Source organism: Saccharopolyspora sp. NPDC050389 (assembly GCF_040655595.1).
Classification (GTDB): Bacteria; Actinomycetota; Actinomycetes; order Mycobacteriales; family Pseudonocardiaceae; genus Saccharopolyspora.
In genome coordinates this window covers 123,550-148,056 of the sequence record NZ_JBFAKG010000009.1, presented here as the reverse complement: position 1 = coordinate 148,056, position 24,507 = coordinate 123,550, and the positions used below count along the sequence as shown (strand labels likewise).

General features: G+C 69.8%; 26 protein-coding genes. 12 read left to right on the top strand and 14 right to left on the bottom strand.

Translation table 11 applies throughout. The features are described 5' to 3' along the window. Positions 1-88: 88 nt before the first annotated feature. From AB0I53_RS08660 to AB0I53_RS08645, 4 genes are all read right to left on the bottom strand, one after another. Entirely contained in the window at positions 89-664 is a 576-nt protein-coding gene (locus AB0I53_RS08660; RefSeq protein WP_358598594.1) for an AAA family ATPase, read from the bottom strand. A 283-nt stretch (positions 665-947) separates the two neighbouring features. Continuing rightward, positions 948-2,027: a beta-eliminating lyase-related protein gene (locus AB0I53_RS08655; protein ID WP_358598591.1), complete on the bottom strand. Its 1,080-nt coding sequence runs from the start codon at positions 2,025-2,027 to the stop codon at positions 948-950. A gap of 37 nt (positions 2,028-2,064) precedes the next feature. After that, positions 2,065-3,198 carry a hypothetical protein gene (locus tag AB0I53_RS08650; RefSeq protein WP_358598588.1) on the bottom strand — a complete coding sequence of 378 codons (1,134 nt, stop codon included), beginning with the start codon at positions 3,196-3,198 and terminating at the stop codon, positions 2,065-2,067. Positions 3,199-3,242: 44 nt separating this feature from the next. Then, positions 3,243-3,992: an SDR family oxidoreductase gene (locus AB0I53_RS08645; RefSeq protein ID WP_358598585.1), complete on the bottom strand. Its 750-nt coding sequence runs from the start codon at positions 3,990-3,992 to the stop codon at positions 3,243-3,245. Positions 3,993-4,085: 93 nt separating this feature from the next. Here AB0I53_RS08645 and AB0I53_RS08640 point away from each other — a divergent pair, with 93 nt between their 5' ends. The 3 genes from AB0I53_RS08640 to AB0I53_RS08630 all read left to right on the top strand — a co-directional run bounded on the left by AB0I53_RS08640 (position 4,086) and on the right by AB0I53_RS08630 (position 7,170). Next, positions 4,086-4,649 (top strand): NADAR family protein, encoded by a 564-nt coding sequence (locus AB0I53_RS08640; protein WP_358598582.1) that lies wholly within the window; start codon positions 4,086-4,088, stop codon positions 4,647-4,649. Between the two features lie 390 nt (positions 4,650-5,039). After that, complete coding sequence (locus AB0I53_RS08635; protein ID WP_358598579.1) at positions 5,040-5,354, top strand: hypothetical protein; 315 nt, start codon at positions 5,040-5,042, stop codon at positions 5,352-5,354. 40 nt (positions 5,355-5,394) lie between these two features. Next, positions 5,395-7,170, top strand: a complete 1,776-nt coding sequence (locus AB0I53_RS08630) for a hypothetical protein (RefSeq protein ID WP_358598576.1) — start codon at positions 5,395-5,397, stop codon at positions 7,168-7,170. Between the two features lie 91 nt (positions 7,171-7,261). Here the strand turns inward: AB0I53_RS08630 and AB0I53_RS08625 are convergent, their stop codons facing one another. Next, positions 7,262-7,585 (bottom strand): hypothetical protein, encoded by a 324-nt coding sequence (locus tag AB0I53_RS08625; RefSeq protein WP_358598573.1) that lies wholly within the window; start codon positions 7,583-7,585, stop codon positions 7,262-7,264. Between the two features lie 101 nt (positions 7,586-7,686). Here AB0I53_RS08625 and AB0I53_RS08620 point away from each other — a divergent pair, with 101 nt between their 5' ends. After that, positions 7,687-8,262: a hypothetical protein gene (locus tag AB0I53_RS08620; protein WP_358598570.1), complete on the top strand. Its 576-nt coding sequence runs from the start codon at positions 7,687-7,689 to the stop codon at positions 8,260-8,262. A 137-nt stretch (positions 8,263-8,399) separates the two neighbouring features. Here the strand turns inward: AB0I53_RS08620 and AB0I53_RS08615 are convergent, their stop codons facing one another. Further along, positions 8,400-8,897 (bottom strand): recombinase family protein, encoded by a 498-nt coding sequence (locus AB0I53_RS08615; RefSeq protein ID WP_358598567.1) that lies wholly within the window; start codon positions 8,895-8,897, stop codon positions 8,400-8,402. 189 nt (positions 8,898-9,086) lie between these two features. Beyond that, positions 9,087-10,511: a rifampin monooxygenase gene (gene rox / locus AB0I53_RS08610; protein ID WP_358598679.1), complete on the bottom strand. Its 1,425-nt coding sequence runs from the start codon at positions 10,509-10,511 to the stop codon at positions 9,087-9,089. Positions 10,512-11,093: 582 nt separating this feature from the next. On the opposite strand from rox, the gene AB0I53_RS08605 reads away from it, so the two are divergent. Further along, positions 11,094-11,558 carry a hypothetical protein gene (locus tag AB0I53_RS08605; RefSeq protein WP_358598564.1) on the top strand — a complete coding sequence of 155 codons (465 nt, stop codon included), beginning with the start codon at positions 11,094-11,096 and terminating at the stop codon, positions 11,556-11,558. A gap of 477 nt (positions 11,559-12,035) precedes the next feature. On the opposite strand, the gene AB0I53_RS08600 is transcribed toward AB0I53_RS08605, so the two are convergent. Then, the gene (locus AB0I53_RS08600; protein WP_358598562.1) at positions 12,036-12,611 is read right to left on the bottom strand and encodes a TetR family transcriptional regulator; all 576 of its coding nucleotides are present in this window, start codon (positions 12,609-12,611) and stop codon (positions 12,036-12,038) included. A 263-nt stretch (positions 12,612-12,874) separates the two neighbouring features. Here AB0I53_RS08600 and AB0I53_RS08595 point away from each other — a divergent pair, with 263 nt between their 5' ends. Beyond that, on the top strand, positions 12,875-13,423 hold the full coding sequence (locus AB0I53_RS08595) for an anthrone oxygenase family protein (protein ID WP_358598559.1): 549 nt from the start codon (positions 12,875-12,877) through the stop codon (positions 13,421-13,423). A 41-nt stretch (positions 13,424-13,464) separates the two neighbouring features. On the opposite strand, the gene AB0I53_RS08590 is transcribed toward AB0I53_RS08595, so the two are convergent. Next, a complete protein-coding gene (locus AB0I53_RS08590; RefSeq protein WP_358598556.1) occupies positions 13,465-14,289 on the bottom strand; it encodes a pentapeptide repeat-containing protein in 825 nt (274 codons plus the stop codon). Between the two features lie 197 nt (positions 14,290-14,486). On the opposite strand from AB0I53_RS08590, the gene AB0I53_RS08585 reads away from it, so the two are divergent. After that, complete coding sequence (locus tag AB0I53_RS08585) at positions 14,487-15,617, top strand: hypothetical protein (RefSeq protein ID WP_358598553.1); 1,131 nt, start codon at positions 14,487-14,489, stop codon at positions 15,615-15,617. 20 nt (positions 15,618-15,637) lie between these two features. Here AB0I53_RS08585 and AB0I53_RS08580 read toward each other — a convergent pair whose 3' ends face one another. Together AB0I53_RS08580 and AB0I53_RS08575 are read right to left on the bottom strand one after the other, a co-directional pair. Further along, positions 15,638-16,852: a GDSL-type esterase/lipase family protein gene (locus AB0I53_RS08580; protein WP_358598550.1), complete on the bottom strand. Its 1,215-nt coding sequence runs from the start codon at positions 16,850-16,852 to the stop codon at positions 15,638-15,640. A 59-nt stretch (positions 16,853-16,911) separates the two neighbouring features. Next, a complete protein-coding gene (locus AB0I53_RS08575) occupies positions 16,912-17,319 on the bottom strand; it encodes a Rid family hydrolase (RefSeq protein WP_358598547.1) in 408 nt (135 codons plus the stop codon). A 156-nt stretch (positions 17,320-17,475) separates the two neighbouring features. Here AB0I53_RS08575 and AB0I53_RS08570 point away from each other — a divergent pair, with 156 nt between their 5' ends. From AB0I53_RS08570 to AB0I53_RS08560, 3 genes are all read left to right on the top strand, one after another. Continuing rightward, the gene (locus tag AB0I53_RS08570) at positions 17,476-18,558 is read left to right on the top strand and encodes a serine hydrolase domain-containing protein (protein ID WP_358598544.1); all 1,083 of its coding nucleotides are present in this window, start codon (positions 17,476-17,478) and stop codon (positions 18,556-18,558) included. 61 nt (positions 18,559-18,619) lie between these two features. Continuing rightward, positions 18,620-19,078 carry a GNAT family N-acetyltransferase gene (locus AB0I53_RS08565; protein WP_358598542.1) on the top strand — a complete coding sequence of 153 codons (459 nt, stop codon included), beginning with the start codon at positions 18,620-18,622 and terminating at the stop codon, positions 19,076-19,078. Between the two features lie 20 nt (positions 19,079-19,098). After that, entirely contained in the window at positions 19,099-19,485 is a 387-nt protein-coding gene (locus AB0I53_RS08560; RefSeq protein WP_358598539.1) for a VOC family protein, read from the top strand. 12 nt (positions 19,486-19,497) lie between these two features. On the opposite strand, the gene AB0I53_RS08555 is transcribed toward AB0I53_RS08560, so the two are convergent. The 3 genes from AB0I53_RS08555 to AB0I53_RS08545 all read right to left on the bottom strand — a co-directional run bounded on the left by AB0I53_RS08555 (position 19,498) and on the right by AB0I53_RS08545 (position 22,574). After that, complete coding sequence (locus tag AB0I53_RS08555) at positions 19,498-20,892, bottom strand: carboxylesterase family protein (RefSeq protein ID WP_358598536.1); 1,395 nt, start codon at positions 20,890-20,892, stop codon at positions 19,498-19,500. Further along, positions 20,889-21,440, bottom strand: coding sequence for a GNAT family N-acetyltransferase (locus AB0I53_RS08550; RefSeq protein ID WP_358598533.1), 552 nt, complete (start codon positions 21,438-21,440; stop codon positions 20,889-20,891). Before AB0I53_RS08550 ends, AB0I53_RS08555 begins: the two co-directional genes overlap by 4 nt. 147 nt (positions 21,441-21,587) lie before the next feature. Continuing rightward, positions 21,588-22,574 carry a malate dehydrogenase gene (locus AB0I53_RS08545; protein WP_358598528.1) on the bottom strand — a complete coding sequence of 329 codons (987 nt, stop codon included), beginning with the start codon at positions 22,572-22,574 and terminating at the stop codon, positions 21,588-21,590. A gap of 301 nt (positions 22,575-22,875) precedes the next feature. Here AB0I53_RS08545 and AB0I53_RS08540 point away from each other — a divergent pair, with 301 nt between their 5' ends. Beyond that, positions 22,876-23,250 (top strand): YciI family protein, encoded by a 375-nt coding sequence (locus AB0I53_RS08540; protein ID WP_358598524.1) that lies wholly within the window; start codon positions 22,876-22,878, stop codon positions 23,248-23,250. Then, positions 23,232-24,452: an RNA polymerase sigma factor gene (locus AB0I53_RS08535; protein WP_358598521.1), complete on the top strand. Its 1,221-nt coding sequence runs from the start codon at positions 23,232-23,234 to the stop codon at positions 24,450-24,452. The genes AB0I53_RS08540 and AB0I53_RS08535 overlap by 19 nt, the downstream gene beginning before the upstream one ends. Positions 24,453-24,507 lie beyond the last annotated feature (55 nt).

Genomic DNA, 24,507 nt, shown 5'->3' with positions numbered 1-24,507 from the left:
CCGTCGGATCTCCCCGACGATTCGGACGAGCAACCCCGGGCCACCATTGACCGGCGCTGCATCCACCCCGTCAACACCTGGCTCGTACCTACGAACGGCGTCGCTTCTCGCTGATGTGACCACCGGCGAGCTCGTCGAGCACGAATCGCATGCGCTGGTCGACCGTCGTTCGCGGCAGGTGCACGAGTTCGTAGCCGTAGTCGGTGTAGGCGGCGATCATGTGCTCGTAGGTGCGTTCGGCCTCAGCCGGGGTTTGCTTGCGTGCGCCGTCCTGCCGGTAGATCTCCGGCCAGAACGGGGCGATCAGCACGCGGTTGCGGTACCGGAACCGCCGCGCGGCGGCGTCTACATGCGTGGGCACCGGCAGCCCGCTCAGCCGCAGGTAGCCGACGATGTCGGGCAGGCCGCGGTCGAAGATCACCGGTCCGCGTCGCCGGCGGGCCTGCCGGTAGGAACGCATGTCCCGGCCGAGCATCAGCTCGGCGAACAACGCCCGGTCCGCCCAGGGCAGCCCGCGGCCTCCGGTGGCCAGCTGGTCGGCGATGACGCCTCGGCCCGCCTCCGGTGAGCAGGCGTGTCCGGCGGCGGCCAGCCGCTCGACGAGCGTTGTTTTGCCCGCCCCGGGGCCACCTGTGATCACGACGAAATCTTCCGGCGACAACATGCCGACCTCCACGATCGAACCTCATCACGGTCGCGAACGGACGTGCGGTGATTGTTGTCGCCGGATGCGGCGGGAACGCCGGGGCGAGCACGGCGTGAACGGCCACTGGAGCAGGCCTGGCACAGATCCTAGCGGCAGGTTCTGGCGGTGGCGATGAGTTTCGCGGCCCGGTGCGGTCCAACCATCCGAGGCACTTGCCGGCCGGAGGTGCCTCGGATGCTGGGGCCGTGTCCGAGGTCGCGCATTCGGTTGCAGGGGGTACTGCGCGGCTCTCGGACCGGCCCTAGCGCTCGTGGTGTCGCCGGGCGCGGTGGGCTAGCGCGTCGACGGCATCGCGCACCTCGTGGACCGGCATCTGCATGGCCTGCTCGCCGACGGTCACCTCGATGCGGCTGCGGTCGGGGTGGGTCGTGGTCCACGAGCGCATGTACAGCCGCATTCCGCCCTCGTCGACCAGTTCCGCGTGCGCGGAGTCCAGCGCCGCGCACGACGCGTCGAAATGCACGTGGAACAGCGGAGTCTGCGGCGGGCGAGGGACGACGTCGACGCCGGGCAGGTCGACCAGGGCGGCGGCGAGTTCGCGGGCCCGCATCCAGTAGTCGTGCATCCGGGGCAGCCAGGCATCGAGCCCTGCCTCGGCCGACACCGCCAGCGGCCAGGCGTGGCGCAACTGGCCGCCCAGCCGGGCCCGCCACTCCCGGGCGTGCTCGATCATCGCTGCCGGGCCGGCGAGCACCGCGCCACCGAGACCGCCCAGGCTCTTGTAGAGCGAGACGTAGACGGTGTCGAACAGCGCCGCGATCTCGGCGTGGCTGCGTGCGTAGTACGGCCGCGCCTCCCAGATGCGGGCACCGTCGAGGTGCGTCGCCGCGCCGCGCTCGCGGGCCCACGCCGTCTGCGCCACCAGGTCGTCCCATTCCGGCAGCAGACCGCCGAGATCCCGCTGCGGCAGCTCCCACAGCACCGCCGCCAGCGGCTCCCGAACGTTTTCCAGGTCGTCGAGGGTCAGCAGCCGGTCGTGGTCGCCGAGTTGCTTGCCGATCAGCTGGTGCACGACCGCATAGCCCTTGCGTTCGTGCACCTCGATGTGGGCGCGCGGATGGAAGCCCACCACTCGCGTCGTGCGCGCGTCGGCGTGCAGGCGCAACGCGATCTGGGAGGCCATCGCGCCGGTCGGCATGAACACCGCCCGTTCCTTGCCCAGCAGAGCGGCCATCCGCTCTTCAAGGCGTTGCACCGCGCCGCCGCGGCCGTACTCGTCGGCCTGCTCGTCGTCGACCAGCGGCAGAGATCGGAGTCGATCGGCGGGCGCCTGCAGCCGCGGGTCGTGCATCGCCAGTGTGCGGATGGAAGGGTCGATCATGCGGGCATGGTATGCGGCCAGGACGACATTCCCGCCGTCACAGGTAGGTGGCCAGCAGGTCGTCCACCGAGTACATCAGCTCGGTGCGGCCACCGAAGAGCTCGTGCAGGCGGGCGGCGTGCTCGCGCATCGCGGCGTCGAAGTCCGCGGCACCGCCGTAAAGCCGGGCCGCGCCGTCGATGAGCTCGGGCAGGTCGGCGTCGATGCGGGCCGCGGACATGCTGGGCGAACGCGGGCCATCGTCGTCGACGGGCTCGGGTGTGTTGCCCAGCATGACGTAGCACGGGAAGCGTTCCAGGTCCGGTAGCACCGAGTAGAACGGCACTCCGGGGTTGAAGTAGTACTCCGCCCAGTCGTTCCCGGCCAACGTCAGCCACGGGGTGCCCACGGCCATCGCGGCGAACGCGAACCCGGTGTGCGGCGAGAGCAACATGTCGCAGCGCTGCATCGCGGCCAGCTGCCGGTCCAGCGGAACGTCCAGCGCCCACACCGCGTTCGGGACGGTCGCGGCCAGCGCGTCGAACTCCGCGCGCGTGAAGCCGGTGCTCGTGCGGCCGTCGTCGGCGAGCTTGCCGGTGAAGCACACCCGCGCCTGCGGCCACCGTTCGGTGATGGCGCCGAGGATCCGCTGCCACGACGCCAGTGACGGGTAGCGCCACCGTTCGGCGCTGCCGCCGGGCAGCACCGCGATGGTCGGCGCGTCGTGCTGCGGCAGCAGCTCGGCGGCCCAGTCGCGCGCTGCGGCCGGCAGGTCCAGCCGCAGCTGGTTGCGCGGCTGGTAGGACGGCTTGGGCGCGCCGACCTGCGTGTGTCCGCCGGTGGTGCGGAAGTGCTCGGCGGACAGCTCGTAGTAGCGCTGCAGGCCGGGGAAGAAGTCGTGCTGCCACTTCTGGTGGCCGCGCGGATCGTCGGCGACCCAGTCCCACTCGGCGGGGATGTGCGCGAGGACGTCGGCCGGCGGCGGCTCGAACACATCGATGTCCACTGTGTACACCTCGTCGATCGCGTCGCACCAGGTGGGCAAGTCGACCGCGGTGGCGGAGTTGAGCACCACCGCGATGCGGCGATCCGGGTTCGCGCGGCGATATCCCAGGCAGTACTGCAGTGCTTCCACCACGTGCCCGACGGGATGGCAGTAGACGAAGTTGACCAGCACGGACTCTTCTTGCACGAGGTCAACCCTACGAACGCGGGCAACCGGTTTTCCCGCCGCCGCTACAGCCCGCCGGCCACCCGCAGCACCGCTCCGCTGGTGTAGGCCGACTCCGGTCCGAGCAGCCACCCGATCGCCGGGGCGATCTCGTCGGGCTCCCCGGCACGCCCGAACGGCACGCGGGCCACCGCCGTATCGATGCGTTCCGGCGCTCCCGCGCCGGCGTGGATGTCGGTGCGCACCAGGCCCGGAGCGACGGCGTTGACGCGCACGCCCTCGTCGGCGAGTTCCTTGGCCAATCCCACGGTCAGCGCATCCACGGCCGCTTTGGCGCCGGCGTAGTGGACGTACTCGTGCGGCGAGCCGAGCGTCGCGGCGCTGGAGGAGACGTTGACGATGGCTCCGCCACCGCCGCCGCGACGGGTGGACATGACCTGCGCGGCGCGACGCGAACAGAGCACCGTGCCGAGGAAGTTGACGTCGATGACTTGGCGGATCACCTCGACCGGCGTGTCGGCCAGGTCGCCGATGTGGGCGGTGAGCCCGGCGTTGTTGACCAGCCCCGTGACCGGCCCCAGCTGTTGCGCGGCCTCGGTGAACAACCGGTCCACATCGGCCTCGCGGCTGACGTCCCCGCGCACCAGCACGCACCGGGCGCCGTGCCCGCGGGCCTCGGCCGCGACGTGCTCGGCGCCGCTGTCGTTGCCGCGGTATCCGAGCACGAGGTCGTGGCCGGCGCGGGCCAGCCACGACGCCGTGGCCGCGCCGATACCGCGACTGGCTCCGGTGATGATCGTGATGGGGCGGTTCATGCGCCGATCATGACATCCGCCGGACCTGGCCTCGCCGACAGCCGTGCGAAATTCGGTGGCCCGTGGCCGTTCTGAGCGGGAAGACTGTCCCATATGGACACCAGCCCCGCAGACGTCACCGAGGTGATCAGCCGGCTGCGACGGGGTCGGCGCGTGAAGTTCCTGTACTTCTGGGGTCACCGGCCCGAGCGCGACGGCCACATCGGGCGCGGCTGCCTGAGCCAGTGGTGGCCCGCGCCGTTCACGGTGGACGGCCGGAGGTTCGCCACCGCCGAGCACTACATGATGTGGCGCAAGGCGATGCTGTTCGGCGACACCGGCAGCGCGGAGAAGATCCTGCAGGCGTCCCATCCTCGCCAGGCCAAGCAGCTGGGGCGTGGCGTGCGCGGATTCGACCAGCGCCGCTGGGAGGAGCGCCGCTACGAGATCGTGCTGACGGCCTGCGTCGAGAAGTTCGGCCAGAACCCGGACCTGCGGGAGTTCCTGCTCGGCACCGGCAACCGAGTCCTGGTGGAGGCCAGCCCGGTCGATTCGATCTGGGGCATCGGCCTGGCCGTCGACGATCCGCGCTGCGAGAACCCAGAGCAGTGGCAAGGCCTGAACCTGCTGGGCTTCGCGCTGGGCGAAGCCCGCGCCCACCTCACCCAGCAGCCCTGACCCGAGCCGGACAAAGGAGTCAGAAGAGCGTCAGCTGCGCGGGCATCGACCGCGACGCAGACCCGCCCGTGGTCGACGGCGTGCGCGTGGTCGACGAATCCTTTCCTCACCGTGGAGCTGGTCGACGAGCAGAGTCCACGCCCCGGGACTCCCGTCCGGCCGATACCGGCTGGAGGGCAAAGGCTCACTCAGCCAATCTCCGCAAGACACATTCCGCAACTGCCGGGTTTATTGCTGCTTTACAGAAGCTGAACAATTGACGACGACCGCCAGCGGGAATGTTAGGACAATCACCCATTCTTCCTCTCGCTTGCGCCACGACAATCTTCTCCATGATCCTTTTCGGGTATGGCAGTCGATAGACCGCGACGCGTATGAGGAGGCAGCAGATTGGACCGCGTTTCGGTGGACTCCGGACAAATTGCGGGAACAGCGAGGGCTCTCCGCGACGTAGCCGAAGGTATGCGCAGTTCGGGCGATCAGTTCGCAGACAGCTTCCAGGGAAACGGATACGGGAACCTGCCCGAATCCGACGAGGCCACAGCGCAGACCCGGGCGGTCGTGCAGGCCGTCCTCGATGGGGTGCGCGGGCAGGCGGACGAGTTGCTGAGGCACGCGGACGCGCTGGACCGGCAGGCCTCGGATTACCGGTCAGCCGAGAACCATGCCGAGCAAGCCGCCACCAGACTGGGCCTCGGTCAATGAGTTCGGAAGGCGAGCAGAACGCGGTCAACGGAGAGGGTTCATGACCTACGACGCGGCGGCGATGACCGGCGACCCCGCCGTGCTCGGAGCGCAGGCGCAGGCCTGGAGCACGCTCGCCGCAGCCCTGCGCAGCCACGAGGCGGACCTTCAGTCCCGGCTTGCCCATTCGCAGACGGGTAGCGGCTGGACCGGCCCCGCAGCGGACGCCTTTCACAACGCGACCGACGGCCTCACCGGGCGCATCGACGCGCTGTCCACCTTCTGCGAAGAAATGGCGCAAGCGCTGGGTCACCACGCGCAGCAGCAAAAACAGATTTCGGAGATTCTCAAAGAAATCGCAATTCAGATCGCGACACTGGTCGCCTACATTGCCGCGGCGGCATTCTTTCCGGCGCTGATTGCGACTGCGGAAGCATACATCGCGACGCTGGTCGCGCAGTCGAACCGCATGCTTGCCCTGCTCGCCCAGATACTCGCCACACTCACCCGTTGGCTCGCCTCGGTACGGGCCGCCGTTCAGCGGCTGGCGGCGTCGAGCTGGCAGGGGGAGAGCTTCAGCTTCGGCTATGGTCGCGCGCTGGTCGAGAGTTTCCGCGACTTCGCCATCGACATCGCCGCCAGTAGCACGGCAGCGGGGATCACAGGCAAAGACATCAACCCGGAACACCTGTTCACCAACGCGGCGATCAGCTTCGGCGTCGGAGGCGTCTTCGGCGGAGTAAGCGCCAGCGGACTGAAAAGGAAGCTCGACAGCTCGGGCGAGATCTTGCGCGCGCCGGATGGACGGCCTGCTTTCGTGCCTTTCAGCGGTCAGATCGACGACGCTGTGCAATCGCTGCGGTGGAACTCGCCGGGTCGGCGGCAGGCCACAACGCCGCCGGAACCGAACTCGCCTGTCCCGCGCCCCCATGCACACCGAGAACAGGCAATCCGGAGGCTCGACGATGCTCGGGCCAACGCCCGCGAGCTTGGCTTACGGGGAAACCCGCGCGAACACCGCCACCTCATCGGCGAGGTGGACGCCGCGCACAAACATGCCTCCGACGCCCGCGAGAAGCTCTCCGCCGCACGATCTGCGCTGCAGGGCGCGGAAAACAGCGAGGCAGAAGCCCACACGGCGTTGCAAGCAGCGCGGGGCCGCGTCGACCACGCCGAACAGCGACTGTGGCGTGCGGAAAGCCTCCTCGCCGTCTACCAGCGATCGGGAAACCAGCGCTGGCAGGACGATGCGGAGACTTTCGTCCGGGAGGCCAGAACGGAGCACCACGCCGCCACCCAACAGGTGACCGCATTGCGTGAACAGCACGACCGAGCGGTGCAGGCACTCGACACGACACGTGACTCGACGGGCGTGGCGCTTCGCGAGGTGGAGCAGACCGAGGACGTCGTCAACGAGCTGCGGCGGATGCTGGCCGCGTCGAACGAAGTCAGGGCGGCGGCGATCCAGTTCAACATGCATGGCACCTTCGACGACAAGCTGCGAGAGGTGTGGCGACACAACGACTGGCAGGACTCCTTCGGCACCGCCAAGCCCTGGCAGTCAATCGTCTTTCACGAGAGCGTGCGCGACATCGCCAAGGGCGCGTCCGGCTCCGCCGCACAGTCGGCAGCTGGAATCGCGAACGGCAGCCGGGACCCGGGCACCACTGGGCGTGACGTTCTTATCGGTGCGCTTGCCGGCGGCGTGCGCGGGGTTGCCGTTGGCTCCGCCAGCAACCGAGCATTTCCCGACATGGGCCTCGAAGAAGTGCTCTTTCGAATCGGTTTGAAGTCCACCGAAAGTTTCACCCGTGAACAAATCAATGGGCCGCGATGAGCCCTTTCGCCGCGCCCTGACCGGAGACACTTGTCGCGGTCTGTGACACGTCCTGGACGCTGCGCATAGCCAACCCGCCACACGTGGTCATTCATCGAACACGGCCCCGGCAAAGGTCCACCCGCTGATCAGCCCACTTGGCCAGTGTGAGCAGGGAGGCGGCCGGGTCGGAGTAGCGCCGCGAGCCGGGCACGAACACATCGCCGGGGCGCAGGCCGTCGCGCAACGCCAGCAGCGTGCACAGCTCCCAGTAGTGCCGGTAGGCGGTGACGGTGGCGTTGAGGTCCCGCAGGATCTCCACCGCCTCCAGTAGTTCGGTGGCGCCGGCGAACCCGACCGCATCCTGCGGGGTGAACTGCCGCAGGTACCCGTACGAGCCGTCCAGCGCGGCCAGATGCCCGTGATCCCGCGGCAACGGGGGCTGGGCGGCCGACCGCGCGTCGCTGCTGGACAGTAGCCGCGGGGCATCGTCCAGGTGCTACCAGCTTTGCCCGCCCCTCATGCCATCCTCGGATCATGATCAACGCGGAGACGGTCGAGGACCGGTACGACGACGATGAGCCGCCCCCCACCCCGACGCCCACCACCCCTGCCGAGTGGGACGGCCTGATCACCGAATGGGACCAGATCCGGCATGGCTACTACCTCGGTAATGCGCCGGGCACGGTGCTGGAGTGCGCAAAGAATCTCGAGGCGAGCGTGGCGGCCGGCGGGCCGGATACAGCGCTGTGGACGCTCGGGCTGGTGCTGATAGGCCCTTACGTGATCTACGCCCGCCCGGATGCGGCGGCCGAGGCTCGCGTGCTGGAGGCGATGGGCGCCGTCGAGCGTGTTCTCGGGCAGACGTCCTGTGGACATGAGGCGCATCCGTGTGACGACATGCCGTTCGATGTCGAGCTGGACAACTTCCGTTCGGTCCTGAAGATGCTGGCTCATCCGGAGTGGGACGCCGCCCATGAGGCCGACCTGGCCGATGAAGAGAACTGGCCCGACGAGGAGGCAGCACAGTCCTGGTACGAGGGCAGGATGACGCGGGAGATATGGGCCTGCCCGCGAAATCTGGCCGGGTTCGCCCGCGCCTTTTCCAACTGATGCCAGGGCCCGGGTCTGGATCGCCGAATGCTCACTCGTGGCGGTCTCCCGGCCGCAGCAGGCTCAACGCGACGGGCACCACGAGGTCGCCGACAGCGGAAAATCGGGCGGATTTGGCTGGCATGGGGTTTCGTTAGTCAGGGCTGAGGCAGGGTGTCGGTCTCGGCGGCGTTTACCTCGCCGTGGACCACGGCGAGGCTGACGCCGACGCCGCGGGAGATCTCGCGAAGGGACTGGTCTTCGGCGCGGCGGGCGAGGATTGCGCGTCGCTTGTCGTCGTCGACCACGCGGGGGCGTCCGCCCTTGCGTCCGTTCCGGGCGGCGGATTCCAGGCCGTTGCGGGTTTTGCGGGCGATGTCGCGGCGGCGGTCTTCGGCCAGCGCGAGCGCCAGGTCGAGGATCAGGCTGCGCTCGGTGTGTTCCCCAGCGGCGATGCCGTCCAGGATCTTGACCGCGACGCCTTGCTCGAACAGATCGTTGAGTACGATCAGGCCTTCCAGGAGGTTGCGGCCGAGCCGGTCGGCTTCCTGGACGGTGAGCATGTCGCCGGGCCGCATGTAGTACAGCGCGGCTTGCAGGCCGGGGCGGTCGGCGACCTTGAGCTTGCCGCTGATCTTCTCCTCGAACACCTTCACTCAGATCGGGTCGGGATCGTCGTGCTGCCGTTGGGTTTCCTGCTTGCTCGTGCTGACGCGCACGAGCCCGACCAGCGCCATGCGTCACCTCCAAGCGTTCGGCAAACGTGTTCGACATGAACCAGTCCCCGCCATGCTCTCGACCCGAGACAGGCGTGTTCGCATTCATTTTCGGTTGCTCAGGCGAAATCAGTTGGCGGGCTTGCCGAACCAGCGGGAGAGGTGGTCGTCCAGGTCCTGCTGATCGTCGCCGATCCAGGCGACGTGGCCGTCGGGGCGTAGCAGGACGCACGGAACATCCAGTACCGCAGTGGGATCCGCGAGGTAATCGACCCGGTCTGACCAGCCGCCGACGGTCAGGCGTTCGGTGCGGTCCAGCAGCAGGCCGCGGCCGCGATGCAGCAGACCGTAGAGGTGGCCTTGTTTCACGTCGATGTCGCGCAGGCGGCGGCCGAGCAGGTCGGGGCCTTCGCCGAAGTCGTAGCGGATACCGATCGCGGTGATCTTCTCGATCAGATAGCGGTTCACCTCGTCGAAGTCCATCAGTTCGGTGAGCAGCCTGCGCACGGCCTGCGGGCCCGGTTCGGTGGACAGCAGTTCCATCTGGGCGCGGGTGTTGTCCAGCACGTCCTCGGCGACCGGATGACGTTCGGCCTGGTAGGTGTCCAGCAGTGTTTCCGGCGCCCAGCCGCGGATCTGTGCGGCCAGTTTCCAGCCGAGGTTGAACGCGTCCTGAACGCCCAGGTTGAGGCCCTGTCCGCCGGTGGGTGGATGGATGTGTGCCGCATCGCCGGCCAGCAGCACCCGCCCGATCCGATAACGTTCGGCTAGCCGGGTGGCATCCCCGAAGCGGGACAACCAGCGCGGGGAGTGCACGCCGAAATCGGTTCCGGCGATGGTGCGCAGCTGTTGTTTGAAATCCTCGAGGGTGGGCGGTTCCGCGCGATCGCTGACTCCCGCGACGGGGACTACGAGGCGATAGACCCCAATGCCTGCGGGCCTGAGACTGAAAATCTTGTTGGTCTCGTGGATTTCGGTCACCTTGGCGGCGATCTCCTCCTGCGGCACACCCACTTCCATCTCGCCCATCAGCGTCTCGGTCCGCGAGGGCTCGCCGGGGAAGCCGACGCCGAGCAGTTTGCGCACCGTACTGCGCCCGCCGTCACAGCCGACGAGATAGCGCGAACGCAGCTGTTCGCCGTCGGCCAGCTCGACGGTCACACCCTCGTCGTCCTGCTCGAAATCGGTCACCGCACAACCGCGCCGGACCTGCGCACCCAGTTCGGTCGCATGTTCTTCGAGCAGGTGAACGATGACCGGCTGCGGGATGCCCAGCAGATAGGCATGCGCGGAATCCAGGTCCTCGGGCGCGGGTTTGGTGATGGCGGCGAAGAATCCGCCGGCCGGACGCTGTCTTCCGTGTTCGAGAATGCGATCCAGCAGTCCGCGCATTGCCATCAGCTCGATACTGCGAATATGCAGACCGACTATGCGGACGAACGACACGGGCTCGGTTTCCTTCTCCAGAACGAGTACCCGCACATCGTGCAGCCGCAGTTCGGCGGCCAGCATCGCGCCAGTCGGCCCGCACCCGACAATGATCACGTCGAACATGAGGGGCGCGTGATCAGCGCCGGAGGCCGGCGACCGGAGTCCAGGGACGTCGCCCATGGTGAAGTCGCGCTCGACCGTATCGTTCGACGACGGCTCGGCGGTGGACTGCGGAGAGTGCATAGGTGTTGCCTTTCGGGAGTGCCTTGTTGGCGAGGCGCTCCCGGCGATACCTACGTCAATCGCCCGACCGTGACGGGAAGGGGGAGTACCCACATCGATACAGCGTTCATGGGTCTCACCTCCTCGGGCGGTGTCACGGTCCACTGCAAGCTACAAGCCCGAGCATCACCCCGTCCAATCCTTTCCCAGCCACGTGGTCACGACTCCGAACGGGCCTGTGCGGTTGCAGGGCGAATCCGGCGTGGCGGCCCGGCTGGTCCCGGTCGACGGTCTGATCCTGGCTGCGACTTTCCGTTCCGCTGCTACATCAACCCCGCTACCGCCAAAAGCGGGAAGTCCGCTCCACCTGCGATTTCGGTCCGGTTCTGTACAGGGTGATCTTGCCCAGGTCCCGGATCCGGGGCGAGCGCTTGAGGACAGGGTGCCGGACCCGAAGACCGGGGTCAGCGGCAGCTTCTGGTGGTGGCTGATCAGCACCGCGATCAGGTTCCGCTTCAACTCCGGGCTGCGGGCCTGCTTGCCGCCGGCGCGGGTGAAGCAGTCCAGGAACCCAGTGCGCTTGTCCATCTCGATCAAAAGCGACACGATCGGCGCGAACGGCAGCATCTCGGTCAGCTCCGCCTTCAGCGCCAACGCCTCGACCAGGAGGCCCTACGTCGACAGCGGGGAGATCACCAGATCACCCTCGTCGTCCAAGCGGACCGGGCCGTCGCCCTCAGCCAGGGTCTGTTCCAGCTCGCCCAGCGCGGTGTGCAACTCGTCTTCGACCTCGGCCAAGCCCTTGGCGGCGTCGGTGGGTTTGCCGGCCAGACGGCAGAACTCCGCCCGCTGATCAGCCCACTTGGCACCCCCCTGGTCCTCATCGCGCTCGCCAGCGGTAGCGCGATCACCACCGCAGCACTGCAGGCCTTCAACCTGACCAACTGACATTCCGCTCCGCGCCTTCGTGGCCGGCTCAGGTCAACGACGTCGTCGACGGCGAGCGGGTGTGGTCTGGAAATCGCGTTTCCAGGCCACCGCTTTGCCCAGAGGGCCGTCCTCCGCACGATGGACGATCTTGTCGGTGATGCCGTAGGTGAGGCAGTAGGCAAGTAGCCCGACGGCGGTGTCGGCCCACTTGCTGGTTCCCTCGGCCGGCGGGTTCGAGGACCTCGCGCAGGTACGCAAACCAGGCGGGGTGGGTGAAATCCCCGGTTCCGGCCAGGGTGCTGCCCTTGCGGCGCGCCCACCAGGTCAGATGCTCGATGTCGCAGTCCGCGCTGCAGGCGCGGGAGTACTTCGAGTGGCTGTGCAGATCGGCGTAGAAGCGCACCCGGCGATCTTGCCAACAGATCACCGGTGCCCGGTCGCCCGCCGTCGAGCGGGTGCTCGGTGGCGGGCGGCCGGGCGCGACGTCGCCGCCGGTCAGCCTTCCGGCAGGCTCCGGTCCACCAGGTCGTCGATGATCTTGTCGATGCCGTACGGCTCGAGCAGCTCGGGGACCGTGAGGTCGTCCACGATCACGCCGAGCATGGCCAGGTAGAGCTGCAGCACGGTGGCGCGGTCGCCGGGGAGGCCGACGTCGAGGTGCCAGTCGATGTTGCTCTTGAGCATGTCGGCGAAGGTGCCGGTCAGGTCGTCCTGCAGCTCCGGGCGGCGGGTGGCCTCCAGGCGCAGTTCCAGCATGGCGAGGTGGCTGCTGCGGTCGCCGCGCATCCGCTCGACGAGCTGGCGCAGCAGCGTGGCCGTGAGCTCGCGGGTGGGCTGGGCCTTCATGGTCTCGGCCATCTCGACCGGGTCCGGTGTGAGGCGCTCGTGGGTGCGGGCCATGATCTGCCGGAGCAGCTCGGCGCGGTTGGCGAAGTAGTTGGTCGTCGTGCCGGTCGGAACGCCCGCCTCCTTGTCCACGGAGCGCAGGGTCAGCCCGCGCGACCCGTCCCGCGCGAGGACCTCGATCGCGGCATCCAGCAGCGCCGTGCGGCGGGCGGAGTTCTGTCGCATGTCGATCTCCCGAAACTCGTTGACACCACTGTGAGTGCAGTACTACGTTTTGACCACTGCACCCAGAGTACCTCACTTGGAGTCAAAAGAGAGGAACCGAGTTGCGAGTTCACCCGAAGCACCGGCACCACCCGCAGCAGGCCCCGATGCCGCGCTCCGCCCCTCGCCCCCGGCCGCTGCCCAAACCCGACACCCGCAGGTAACGCATGCGACCCCCGCCATGGCGCGGGGCCCAACGACCACAACCGCATGGGAGATCAACGTTGAAATTGCTTCAGACCACCACCCTGCTGTCCGCCACGATGGCCTGCGGGCTGATGGCCGGGCTGTTCGCCGGCTTCGCCTACGCGGTCATGCCCGGCCTGGGCCGTTCCTCCGACCGCACCCTGGTCGAGGCCATGCAGAACATCAACAAAGCCATCCTCAACCCGGCCTTCCTGGTGCCCTTCATAGGCGCGATCCCGCTCATCGCCCTGGCCGTGATCCTGGCCTGGCGCGGGCAGGGACGACCGGCGTTGCCGTGGCTCATCGCCGGGCTGGTGCTCTACCTCGTCGCGTTCGCCATCACCCGCGCCGTCAACGTTCCGCTCAACGGCCAGCTCGCCACGGCCACTTCCGACCTCGCCGCGGCCCGCGGCGCGTTCGAGAAGACCTGGGTCACCTGGAACATCATCCGTGCCCTCGTGCACACCGCTGCATTCGTCTGCCTGCTGTGGGCCCTGATCGTCTACGGTGCCCACCGGCCCGACGACGACCAGCCCACCGCGCTGCACGCCGGCCACGAGCATTCCATGGTCGTCCCCGGCCGCTGAGCGGCATCGGCCACAGTGGACGGGCTCGTCGATGCGGCGGACTACCAGTGCGCGGGGTGGGAAAGCGCCGGGGGCAGCTTCGTGGCGGTGTCGCCCTTGGCGGCGTTGAGCTGGGCCTGGGTGAGGAAAATCGCGCCGGTGAGGTCGGCGCCGCGCAGATTCGTGTCGCGGAAGTCCGCGCCGATCACGTCGGCCGAGCGCAGGTCGGCGCCGCGCAGGTCAGCCGCGATGAGGTAGGCGCCGCGGAGGTTGGCGCCTCGCAGGTCGGCGCCCCGCAGCTTGGCTCCGATGAGGTCGGCTCCCCGGTGGTTCTTCTTGCGGCCCGCGACCTTGGCCCGCACGAGCTCGCTGGTGCGCAGCAGCAGAGCGTTGATGTCGTGGCGACGCGCCGCGACATCAACCTCGGTGAGCTCATCGGCGCTGCCGCGAGTCAGTGCTTCGGTGTCCTCCAGCGCCTTGCGGAGATCGTCGTGCACGGGCTCGGCCGCCGGGAGGGTCAGTGCTTCGGTGAGGTACCAGAGCAGCTCGTGGAGCTGGCGCATCACCGGGAACACCGCGAACATCTGCTTGGCGGTGCGCGGGGCCTGCCGCCAGTTCGTGCCGCCGAAGGTGACCTGGGAGACCTTCTGCCCGGCGCCGAAGCAGTCGAAGACGGTGCAACCGGGAAAACCCCGCTCGCGCAGCTGCGAGTGGATGCCGCAGCGGAAGTCCTCCAGGAGATTGGTGCACGGCTGCCCAGCGTCCTTGTTCACGGCGAAGTCGGCCGAAGCGGCGAAGGGCAGCGCCACGCAGCACAGCCCGAAGCAGTTCGCGCAGTCGGCGCGCAGACTGCCATCGGCGGTTGGGGCTTGGTGCTGATCGGACAACGTGCGTGATCTCCTGCCGCGAGGTGTTCTCCCCGCATTCTCCCCGACCAGGTGCGGCGGGCCGGACCAGGCCCCGTTGCGGCCGCCGCAGGTCGCGGCGCGGGGCGTCGGGCGGTCGCGGCCGTCTCGGCCGGGCGGCGACGTGCCCCGCCAGCAGGTCCGACGTGCCGCCGGCCGCGGTTGATAACGTCCGCGGCATGGGTGAGCAGCAGGTGCGCGACGCGACGTCCGAGGAGCAGGCCGAGGGAGTGTGCCGATTCCCCGGATGCTCGCGGGAAATCGTGCGCACCGGCGGCCCGGGGCGCCCCTCGGAGTACTGCGACCTTCCCGAGCACACCCGTTGGCGTGCCTGGAAGGAACGGCAGCGCCTGCAAGCCGTGCAGGAACAAGCCGAGGTCTCGCCGGTCGCGGCCGTCGAGTACGACAGCGCGCGGCTGCGGGCCGAGGAGCTGCTGCGGCAGTACCGGCTCCTGTCGGAGCAATTGACCCGGAATCTGCGTGCCGGCATCGCCGAGCTCGGTACGATCGCTGATCCCAGTGCGGCCGAGGCACAGATCCAGGCGGCCCAAGCCGAAGCCGCACACCGCATCGCGCAGGCGGAGAAAGCCTTGGCCACCGCGCAGCAGCAGCGTCGCGACGCCGAACAGGCGCGCAGCGCCGCCGAGGCAGCGGCCGAGGACGCCACCGCAGCTGCGGAAGCCGCCGGGCAGGACGCCGAAGGCGCCCGCAAGGAGCGGGATGATGCCGTGGAGCAGGCACGCCAGGCCGAGCAGCGGGCACGGCAGGACATCGAGGCCGCGCGCAATGAAGCCGAGGTCGCTACCGCGGCGGCCCGCCGTGACGCCGAGCGGCAGATCACCGACGCGCGCAACGCCATCGAGCAGGCGAAGGCGAACGCGGCAGCGGAAATCCAATCGGCGCAGGAGGAAGCACGGCGGCAGATGGATGCCGCGGCGCAGCAGCAGGCGGCGGCGGTGGAACGGGCGGCGCGCGCGGAGCAAGCAGCGGAGACCGCGCAGGGACAGCTGGATGAGCTCAAGCGCGCAGCGGAGGAAGCGCGCGCGGAGGCGCAGCGCCAGCGCGACGAGCTCGCGGCGCTGCGCGAGCAGCAGGCCGCGGAACTGCAGCGGCTTCGGACGGAGTCCACGGAGCGGATGGAGGCCGAGCGCACCGCCGCCGCGCAGCGCGTGGCGGCGGTGCAGGACGCGCGGGAGCAATCGCTGGCACGCGCGGAGCGCGCCGAACGGCAGCTCGACGCAGCGACGGAGGAGCTGCGTGCCCTGCGGACAGCGGCGCAGCCGCCCGCGGAGCCGGTGGAGCCGGCTTAGCCGGCGGACGCCGGCGTTGGTCAGCGGGCAGGTTCTGCGGTGAACGGCCCGTCGGTGCGGAAGGCCAGCTCGGCGAAGCGTTCGCCGATGCGGCGGTGGGCGGCGGCGTCCGGGTGGAGCCGGTCGGGCAGCGGCAGCTCCGCGAAGTCCGCCTCGCCGTAGAGGTCGCGGCCGTCGAGGTGGTGCAGGTTCGGGTCGTCGGCCGCCCGCTGCTTCACGATGCGGGCGAGCTCTTCCCGGATGACTCCTAGCGTCAGCTTCCCGGCGGCCCGTTCTGCGGGGTCTCCGGTGGCCCGGAACTGCACCTTTCCGGCTCGCAGCGCGTCGACGTCGAACGCGCCGGGGCCGGGGGTGTCCTCGTGGATGGGGCACAGGATCGGCGAGACGACCAGCAGGGGCGCGGTGGAGTGCCCTTCGCGGATGGTGTCGAGGAAGCCGTGCACCGCCGGGGTGAAGGCGCGCAGGCGCATCAGGTCGGCGTTGACCACGTTGATGCCGATCTTGACGCTGATCAGGTCCGCCGGGGTGTCCCGCAGGGTGCGGGCGGTGAACGGATCGAGCAGGGCACTGCCGCTGAAGCCCAGGTTGATCAGTTCCACGTCGCCGAGGGAGGCGGCCAGCGCGGGCCAGATCGTGCTGGGACCGGCGGCGTTGGAACCGTGGCTGATCGAACTTCCGTGGTGCAGCCACACCTTGCGCTCGCCGGCCGGCACGGGCTCGACTGGGGCGTCGGTGTGCAGGGCGACCAGTTGCGTGATCTCGTTGTGCGGCAGCCAGATCTCGACCTGCTTCGCGCGGTCGGGCAGCCCGGTGAACCGGACGGTGCCGACCGGGCCGGGCCGGGTCTCGGCGGAGCCGGTGGTGATGTCCACGGTCACGACGTTGCCGCCTGGCGCGCTCGCCTGATCGGCCAGGCGGCCGTCGACGAGGAGGTCGTAGACGCTGCCGGGGCGAGGCGGGACGCCCTGGTAGACCATCTTGGTGGGGAGGACGTCCAGCTCGACGACCGTGGCCCGGGTGCGGAAGACCAGCCGCACGCCGGAGGGCTGGGACTCCGCCATGGCCAACTGCCCATCGGTGTACTGCGCGCGGGCCCAGGCGGGCAGCCGGTGCGGCAGCACTCCGTGCTCGGTGCGTTCCAGGTCGAGCGCGCCGCGCAGGAGGTCCGTGGTGATGGGGGTGGTGGCCCAGCCCGCCGGCCGGGGTGCGGGGGCGTCGTCGTGCTGGTGGTTCATGACCACAGCGTGTCAACTGGTTTCGTGATCCGCACCTGGTTTTCGGTCACCGGCTCGGCTCAGGGGTTCACGGCGGCCAACGCGTCGATCTCGACCAGCTGGTCGTCGTAGCCGAGGACCGTGACGCCCAGCAGGGTGCTGGGCGGGTCGTGGTCGCCGAAGTGGTCGCGCACCACTTCCCACGTCGTCACCAGGTCGGCCTGCCGCGTGGCGGCCACGTATACGGTCGTTTTGACCACATCGGACAGTTGGGCCCCGGCGTCGGCCAGGGCTGTTTCGAGGTTGCACATCATCTGGCGGGCTTGTGCGGCGTAGTCGCCGACCGCCACGGTCGCGCCGGCCTCGTCGAGTGGGCAGGCTCCGGCGGCGAAAACGAGCCGCGCGTCGGGTCGCACGACCGCGCCGTAGGCGTATTCGGCCACATCGGACAGGCTTCCACTGCGGACCAGTCGGAACGGATCGGGCATAACGCCAGCCTACTGGCAGATCGTCGCGATGATCCTTTCGCTCTCCGCGAAAAAAGAGTTGATCGTCCGAATAGTCTGTTTGGTGGTGGAGGGTCGCCGAGCGGGCACCGCTACCTGAATTCAATCCACAGTGGACGCGAACGGACTGGGAAGACGATGGAACCGCTGGGAGTGGTGGACGACCGGTTCGCCAAGGTTGCCGAGGTGTTCGCGCAGCTGCTGGCCACCGGCCGGGAGACCGGTGCCGGGCTGGTGGTGCGCTACGGCGGCGAGGAGGTGGTGCGGCTCTCCGGCGGGTGGGTCGATGCCGCGCGCACCAGTCCGTGGCGCGAGGACACGCTCGTGCACGTCTACTCGGTCAGCAAGCCGTTCGCCGCCCTGACCCTGCTCAAGGTGCTCGCCGACGCCGGGATCGCACTGGACACCCCGGTGGCCGAGCTGTGGCCGGACTACGCGGCGGCCGGCAAGTCGGCGACCACGCTGCGCCAGCTGCTCAGCCACCAGGCCGGGCAGCCGGTGTTTCCCGCCTCGGCCGGGGATCTGTTCGACGACGCCGGGCTGCGCGCGCAGCTGGCCGCGGCCGCGCCGGAGTGGCCGCCGGGCACGGCGGTGGCCGAGCACGGCCTGACCTACGGTCATCTGCTCGACGGCGTCGTGCGGGAGGTCACCGGGCGTTCGCTGGGCACGGTGTTCCGGGAGGACGTTGCGGGGCCGTTGGAGCTGGATGCCCACTTCGGGGTTCCCGACGCGGACCTGCGGCGGGTCGCGGACCTGGAGGTCGGCGACCCGGAGTCCTGGAAGTTCGGCGCACCGGGCGACCTGACGCATCGGGCGCTGGCGGAGCCGCCCGGTGCGCTGGACGTGGCGATGCACAACTCCGAGCGCTGGCGCCGCGCCGAGTTCCCCGCGATCGGCATGCACACCACCGCCCGGGCGTTGTGCGGGTTCTTCGCCGGGCTGGCCGATGCCGACGGCCCGGTGGCGGAGCTGCTGGGCGGGGAACTGCACGGGGAGTTCATCCGGCCGCAGGCGAGCGGATGGGACCTGTTCCTCGGTTTCGACGTGACGTGGACGCTGGGTTTGCAGCACTACGACGGCGAACTGGCCATGGGCGGGCTGGGCGGCTCGACGGCGTGGGTGTCGCGGAAACACGGCTATTCCTGCGCGTTCGTGACCCGGCACCTCGCCGGCCCGCACCGGATGATGGCGCTGGAGGAAGCCATCGAGTCGGTTTGGTGAACCCCGCTCCCGGTGCGGCAGGGCGCGCCGGGTGTCGTGGCGTTGGTATTGACTGGGCGCCATGGCAATCAAGATCGAGGACGCCACGGTCTCCGACGCCGAGCGGCTGACGCGGATCGTGCGGACCAGCAGCGCCTACGACGGGCACTATCGGGTGATGGTGGCCGATCTGGGCATCAGTGCCGAGTACCTGGCGGCGCACCTGGTGCGGGTCGCCCGTGATGAGTCAGGTGAGCTGCTGGGCTTCTACACCGTGATCGTCCCGGGACGCGGTGGCGTCGGCGAGGGCGAACTCGACTTCATGTTCGTCGACGACGCCGCGCAGGGCCGGGGCGTGGGCCGGATGCTCATCGAGGACGCCCGCGTGCAGGCGCGTGCCCGGGGTTTGCGGCGGGTGCACGTGGTGTCGCACCCGCCGTCGGAGGGTTTCTACCTGTCGGCCGGGGCCCGGCGCGTGGGGACGGTGCCCGCGGACGGTGCGATCACCTGGTCCCGGCCGCATCTGGTGCTCGAACTGTAGGCGGCCCCTACGGTGTCGACATGCGTATCTCACGTCTGCAGTTCGTGTCGGTGCCGGTGGCCGACCACGTCAAGGCCCGCGAGTTCTACGTCGATGTCCTCGGCTTCGAGTTGGTGGTGGACATCGCCGGCCCGCACGGCCAGTTCGTCATGGTCGCCCCGCCCGGCGCGCAGACCGGTGTGGTGCTGGTCGACTTCAGCGCCGACGGGCGCGACTTCGGCGGGCCCGTGCACCTGCAGTTCCGCACCGATGACCTCGACGCCGACGTCGCGGAGCTGCGCGCCGCGGGCGTGGAGGCCGGGAATCCGCAGGAGATGCCGTGGGGCCGGATGACGACGTTCACCGATCTCGACGGCAACCCGATCTCGCTGCTGCAGCCCTCGGCGATGGGAAACCGGCCGAGCTGACGCCCCACTGGTTCACCGCATGGCGCGCCAGGGTTCGCCGCCTGCCCGGTCGAGCCGGTCGCCGGGTGTTGCCCAGGTGCGCACCGGGGTTTCGCCGGGCGTGACCGGCGGCCAGCCGGGATCGCCGGTGCGGGCGAAGTCGCGCCAGGCGCGCATCATGCGCCGGGACAGTGCCCGGTCGTGGTCGTCGGGCGGGCCGCCGAGGAGGAAATCCGCCGCGTCGAGGTTGCCGAAGCTCAGCGGCACGTCGGCGCCGTGCCAGGCGTGGACTCCGCTGCGGCGGCGAGCGAAACGGGCCAGGTGCGCCCGGCCTCCGTACCGGGCGTGGTGCTCGGCCAGCCGCGTGCTGTGGGCCGCGAAGATCACGTCACCGAACAGCGCGAGATAGGCCTCGCGCGGCGAGGTCGCGAGAGCGAGATAGCGGTCGGCGACGGCGGCCGGGATGGCCATGGCACGGGCGAAGGCGCACAGCTGGGCATCGGTCTCGACACCCTTGATGGTGTCCAGGGCGTCGAACAGCCAGTACTCCTCGGTCGTGTGGCACACCAGCAGGTCAACGGCCGTGTCGTGCACTGTGGACAGTGGCGCCGCCGGCAGTGTGCGGCCGTCGACGACGGGGCCGAACAGGACCGGGTCGTAATGCCGTCGGGAATCTGGCCGCGGTGCGCCGGTGACGGCGGTCGCGGCTGCGACGAGTGCCTGGGGCGGGGCCGTCGCCGGGGTGGTGCCGAGTTGCGTGGTGATCTCGGCGGTGATGGCCGCGGCGGTGTCGGTGCTGAAGTAGGAGTCGGGGACGCTGTGGACGATGGCTCGCCGGAACAGCCCGCGTGCCTGCGGCATGACCAGCAGGCACGCCGCCGATCCGGCACCGGCGGATTGCCCGGCGACCGTCACGTTGCCCGGATCGCCGCCGAAGGCCGTGATGTTCTCGCGCACCCAGCGCAGTGCGGCGATCTGGTCGAGCAGGCCGCGGTTGTCGGTATGCGCGGGCAGGTGCCCGAACCCTTCGAAGCCGAGCCGGTAGTTGGCGGTGACCACGACGAGCCCGGTGGCGGCCAGGGCGGTGCCGTCGTAGTCGGGCTGGGCGGTGGAGCCGAAGGTGTAGGCGCCGCCGTGGATCCACACCAGCACCGGCAGCCGGTGCGCGGCCGGCGGTGCCCAGACGTTGAGGGAGAGCACGTCATCGTCGCCGGACCAGGTCGGTGCGCCGGGCAGTTCCGCGTCCTGGGGTGCGATCGGCCCGAACGCCAGGCAGTCGCGCACGCCGCGCCATGCCGTTGGTGGCCGGGGCGGCTGGAACCGGTGCGGCCCGAATGGTGCTGCGGCGTAAGGGATTCCGAGGAAGGTGTGGACCGCGCCGCAGCGGCCGCGGATTCGGCCGGTGGTGGTGGCGACTTTGGGCGTCACCGCTGGGCCGGGCGGGTCAGTCGCCAGATGACGTCGATTCCGTCTTCGCAGCCCGCCCTGGGGTCGCGGCTGGGACTGCGGCGGTCGACGCAGGTGAATCCGAGGCGTTGCGGGATGCGCCTGCTGGCGGTGTTGGCCGCGTCGTGCCAGATCTCCACGTGGTCGATGCCCGGCAGCGCGAACGCCTCGTCGACCAGCGCGGCGGTGCCGGTGGTGGCCAGGCCGAGACCGGTGTAGTCGGGGTGCAACCAGTACCCGATCTCCAGGCCACCGGAGCCGATGCGGCATTCCATGGCGATGCAGCCGGCGATCGCACCGTCGACGGTGATGGCGTAGGTGTAGGCGGCGCCGGTGTGCCAGTTGCGGTCGCAGAGGTCGAGGAACTCGGCGGCGGTGTCGAGCGAGTAGTTCCCGGCGGCCCACGGCATCCACGGCCGCAGGTGCGGCAGGGCTTCGGTGACCACGCGGTGCATCTCGGCGAGGTCGCCGCCGCGCCAGCGGCGCAGCACCGCCGCTTCGAGGGTGATCACTTCCCGGGGATGGGCCATGTACCGATGGTCCTGCCCGGCGGCGGGTCCCGGCAACCAATTATCCCTGCGGCGCGGACCGGCAACGCCCGCGTTCCGCCGGATCCGCAACGAAGAAGTGGGCCGCCCCGGTGAGGGAACGGCCCACTTCTTCGTTGCGAGGATGGCTCAGATCAGGCCGAGCTTGCTGACCGCGTCGCGCTCCTCGACGAGCTCGTTGACCGAGGCGTCGATGCGCTCGCGGGAGAACTCGTCGATCTCCAGGCCCTGCACGATCTCGAACTTGCCGTCGCGGGCGGTGACCGGGAACGACGAGATCAGGCCCTCGGGCACCCCGTAGGAGCCGTCGGAGACCACGGCGGCCGAGGTCCAGTCGCCCTCGGGCGTGCCGTTGACCCAGGTGTGCACGTGGTCGATGGCGGCGTTGGCGGCCGAGGCGGCCGAGGAGGCGCCGCGGGCCTCGATGATGGCCGCGCCGCGCTTGGCGACGGTGGGGATGAACTCGTCGGCCAGCCAGGCCTGCTCGACCTGCTCGGCGGCGATCTTGCCGCCGACCTCGGCGTGGAAGAGGTCGGGGTACTGGGTGGCGGAGTGGTTGCCCCAGATGGTCAGCTTCTTGATGTCGGTGATCGACACGTTCAGCTTCTGCGCCAGCTGGCTCAACGCCCGGTTGTGGTCCAGGCGGGTCATCGCGGTGAACCGCTCGGCGGGCACGTCCGGCGCGTGGGCCTGGGCGATGAGGGCGTTGGTGTTGGCCGGGTTGCCGACCACCAGCACGCGCACGTCGTCGGCGGCACCGGCGTTGATCGCCTCGCCCTGCGGCTTGAAGATGCCGCCGTTGGCCTCCAGCAGGTCGCCGCGCTCCATGCCCTTGGTGCGCGGGCGGGCGCCTACCAGCAGCGCGACGTTGGTGCCGTCGAACGCGGTGCGGGCATCGTCGGTGATGTCGATGCTCTGCAGCAGCGGGAAGGCGCAGTCGTCGAGCTCCATCGCGGTGCCCTCGGCCGCCTTGACCGCCTGCGGGATCTCCAGCAAGCGGAGCTTGATCGGGGTGTCGGGCCCGATGAGCTGACCGGATGCGATCCGGAACAGCAACGCGTAGCCGATCTGACCGGCCGCACCGGTAACGGTCACGGTGACGGGAGCTTGGGTCATGAGGTTTCGTTCTCCTGCTCGCCGGGTGATTGCCTAGCCCGGATGCTATCGCCAGCGCGTCGGTGCCGTTGCGGGCCCGCCACGGATCACAGTGGACGACGTGCCGGACCGATTCAGCCGCGCCCGCCGGGGAGAGGCAGGCCACAGCCCCGCGGCGGCCAGGTGATCATCGGCACGTCCCGGCCACGGGTGGCGGGTCGGGGAAATTCTTCGCACCGTGGTGTCGATCCGGCGCGCGGCCGTTCGTGTAGTGGGTGAGAAGCCGGGGCGGAGCCGGTTTCGCGAGTGCGAGGAGAACGCGATGAAGCAGTACCTGCTAAGCATCTACCAGCCCGACGGGCCCACGCCGCCGCCGGAGGTGCTGGAGCCGATCATGCGCGACGTGCAGGCGGTGAACGCCGAGATGCAGGCCGCCGGGGCGTGGGTGTTCGCCGCGGGCCTGCACCCGCCGACCACGGCGACCGTGCTGCGCGCTCAGGGCGTCGACGTGCTCACCACCGACGGCCCGTACACCGAGGGCAAGGAGCACCTCGGCGGGTTCACCATCATCCAGGCAGTCGATCTGGACGCCGCGCTGGAGTGGGGCCGCAAGCTCGCGAAGGCGATCACCCTGCCCATCGAGGTGCGGCCGTTGCAGGGCGACGACGCCGAGATGACGTGCCAGCCGTCGGCGTAGCGGAGGTCGAGCGGGTCTTCCGCGCGGAATACGGCCGGGCGGTGGCGGTCCTGGTCCGCGTCTTCGGCGATATCGACATCGCCGAGGAAGCGGTCCAGGACGCCTTCGCCACGGCGGTGGCGAAGTGGCCGTCGGCGGGCCTGCCGCCGAGCCCCGCGGGCTGGATCATCACCACGGCGCGTAACCGGGCGGTCGACCGGCTGCGCCGGGAGTCCTCCCGCGAGGACCGGCACGCGCAGGCCGCGTTGCTGCACGCCCGCGACGAGCCGGCACAGGAGGGGCCCGTGCACGACGACCGGTTGCGGCTGATCTTCACCTGCTGCCACCCGGCGCTGTCCACCGGCGCGCAGGTGGCGCTGACGCTGCGGTTGCTCGGCGGGCTGAGCACCGCGGAGATCGCGCGCGCGTTCCTGCTGGCCGAGTCGGCCATGGCCCAGCGACTGGTGCGCGCCAAGGGCAAGATCCGCGACGCCGGGATCCCGTACCGGGTGCCGGGCGACGCCGACCTGCCGGACAGGTTGCGGGCAGTGCTGGCCGTGGTCTACCTCGTGTTCAACGAGGGCTACACGGCCAGCTCGGGCCCGCAGCTGGTCCGCGAGGACCTGTGCGCGGAGGCCATCCGGCTGGGGCGGCTGCTGGCCGAGCTGATGCCCGACGAGCCGGAGGTCATGGGACTGCTGGCGCTGATGCTGCTGATCGAGTCGCGGCGACCGGCCCGCACGAGCGCCGATGGCGCGCTGGTGCTGCTGGCCGATCAGGACCGCGGCCGCTGGGATCGCGACCTCGTCGCCGAAGGCCAGGTCCTCGTGCGGCGCTGCCTGCGCCGCAACCAGCCCGGCCCCTACCAGATCCAGGCGGCGATCAACGCCGTGCACAGCGACGCGCCGACCGCCGCCGACACCGATTGGCGGCAGATCCGGGCGCTGTACGACCAGTTGCTGGCGGTGTCACCGAGCCAGGTGGTGGCGCTGCACCGCGCGGTCGCCGTCGCGGAGGTCGAGGGCCCGGAAGCGGGGCTGGCCCTGGTGGACGAGCTCGATCTCGGCGGCTACCACGTGTTCCACACCGTCCGCGCGGACCTGCTGCGACGGCTGGGCCGCGTGGAGGAGGCGGCCCAGGCTTACGACGCGGCGATCGCGGGCACCGACAACGCGGCCGAACGCGACTTCCTGCGGCACGCCCGCCGGGCGCTGGTGCGATGAGTTTCGCGGCGGCGACCGGTCTACCTGTGGTGCAAGCGAAACCACGAGGTTGACG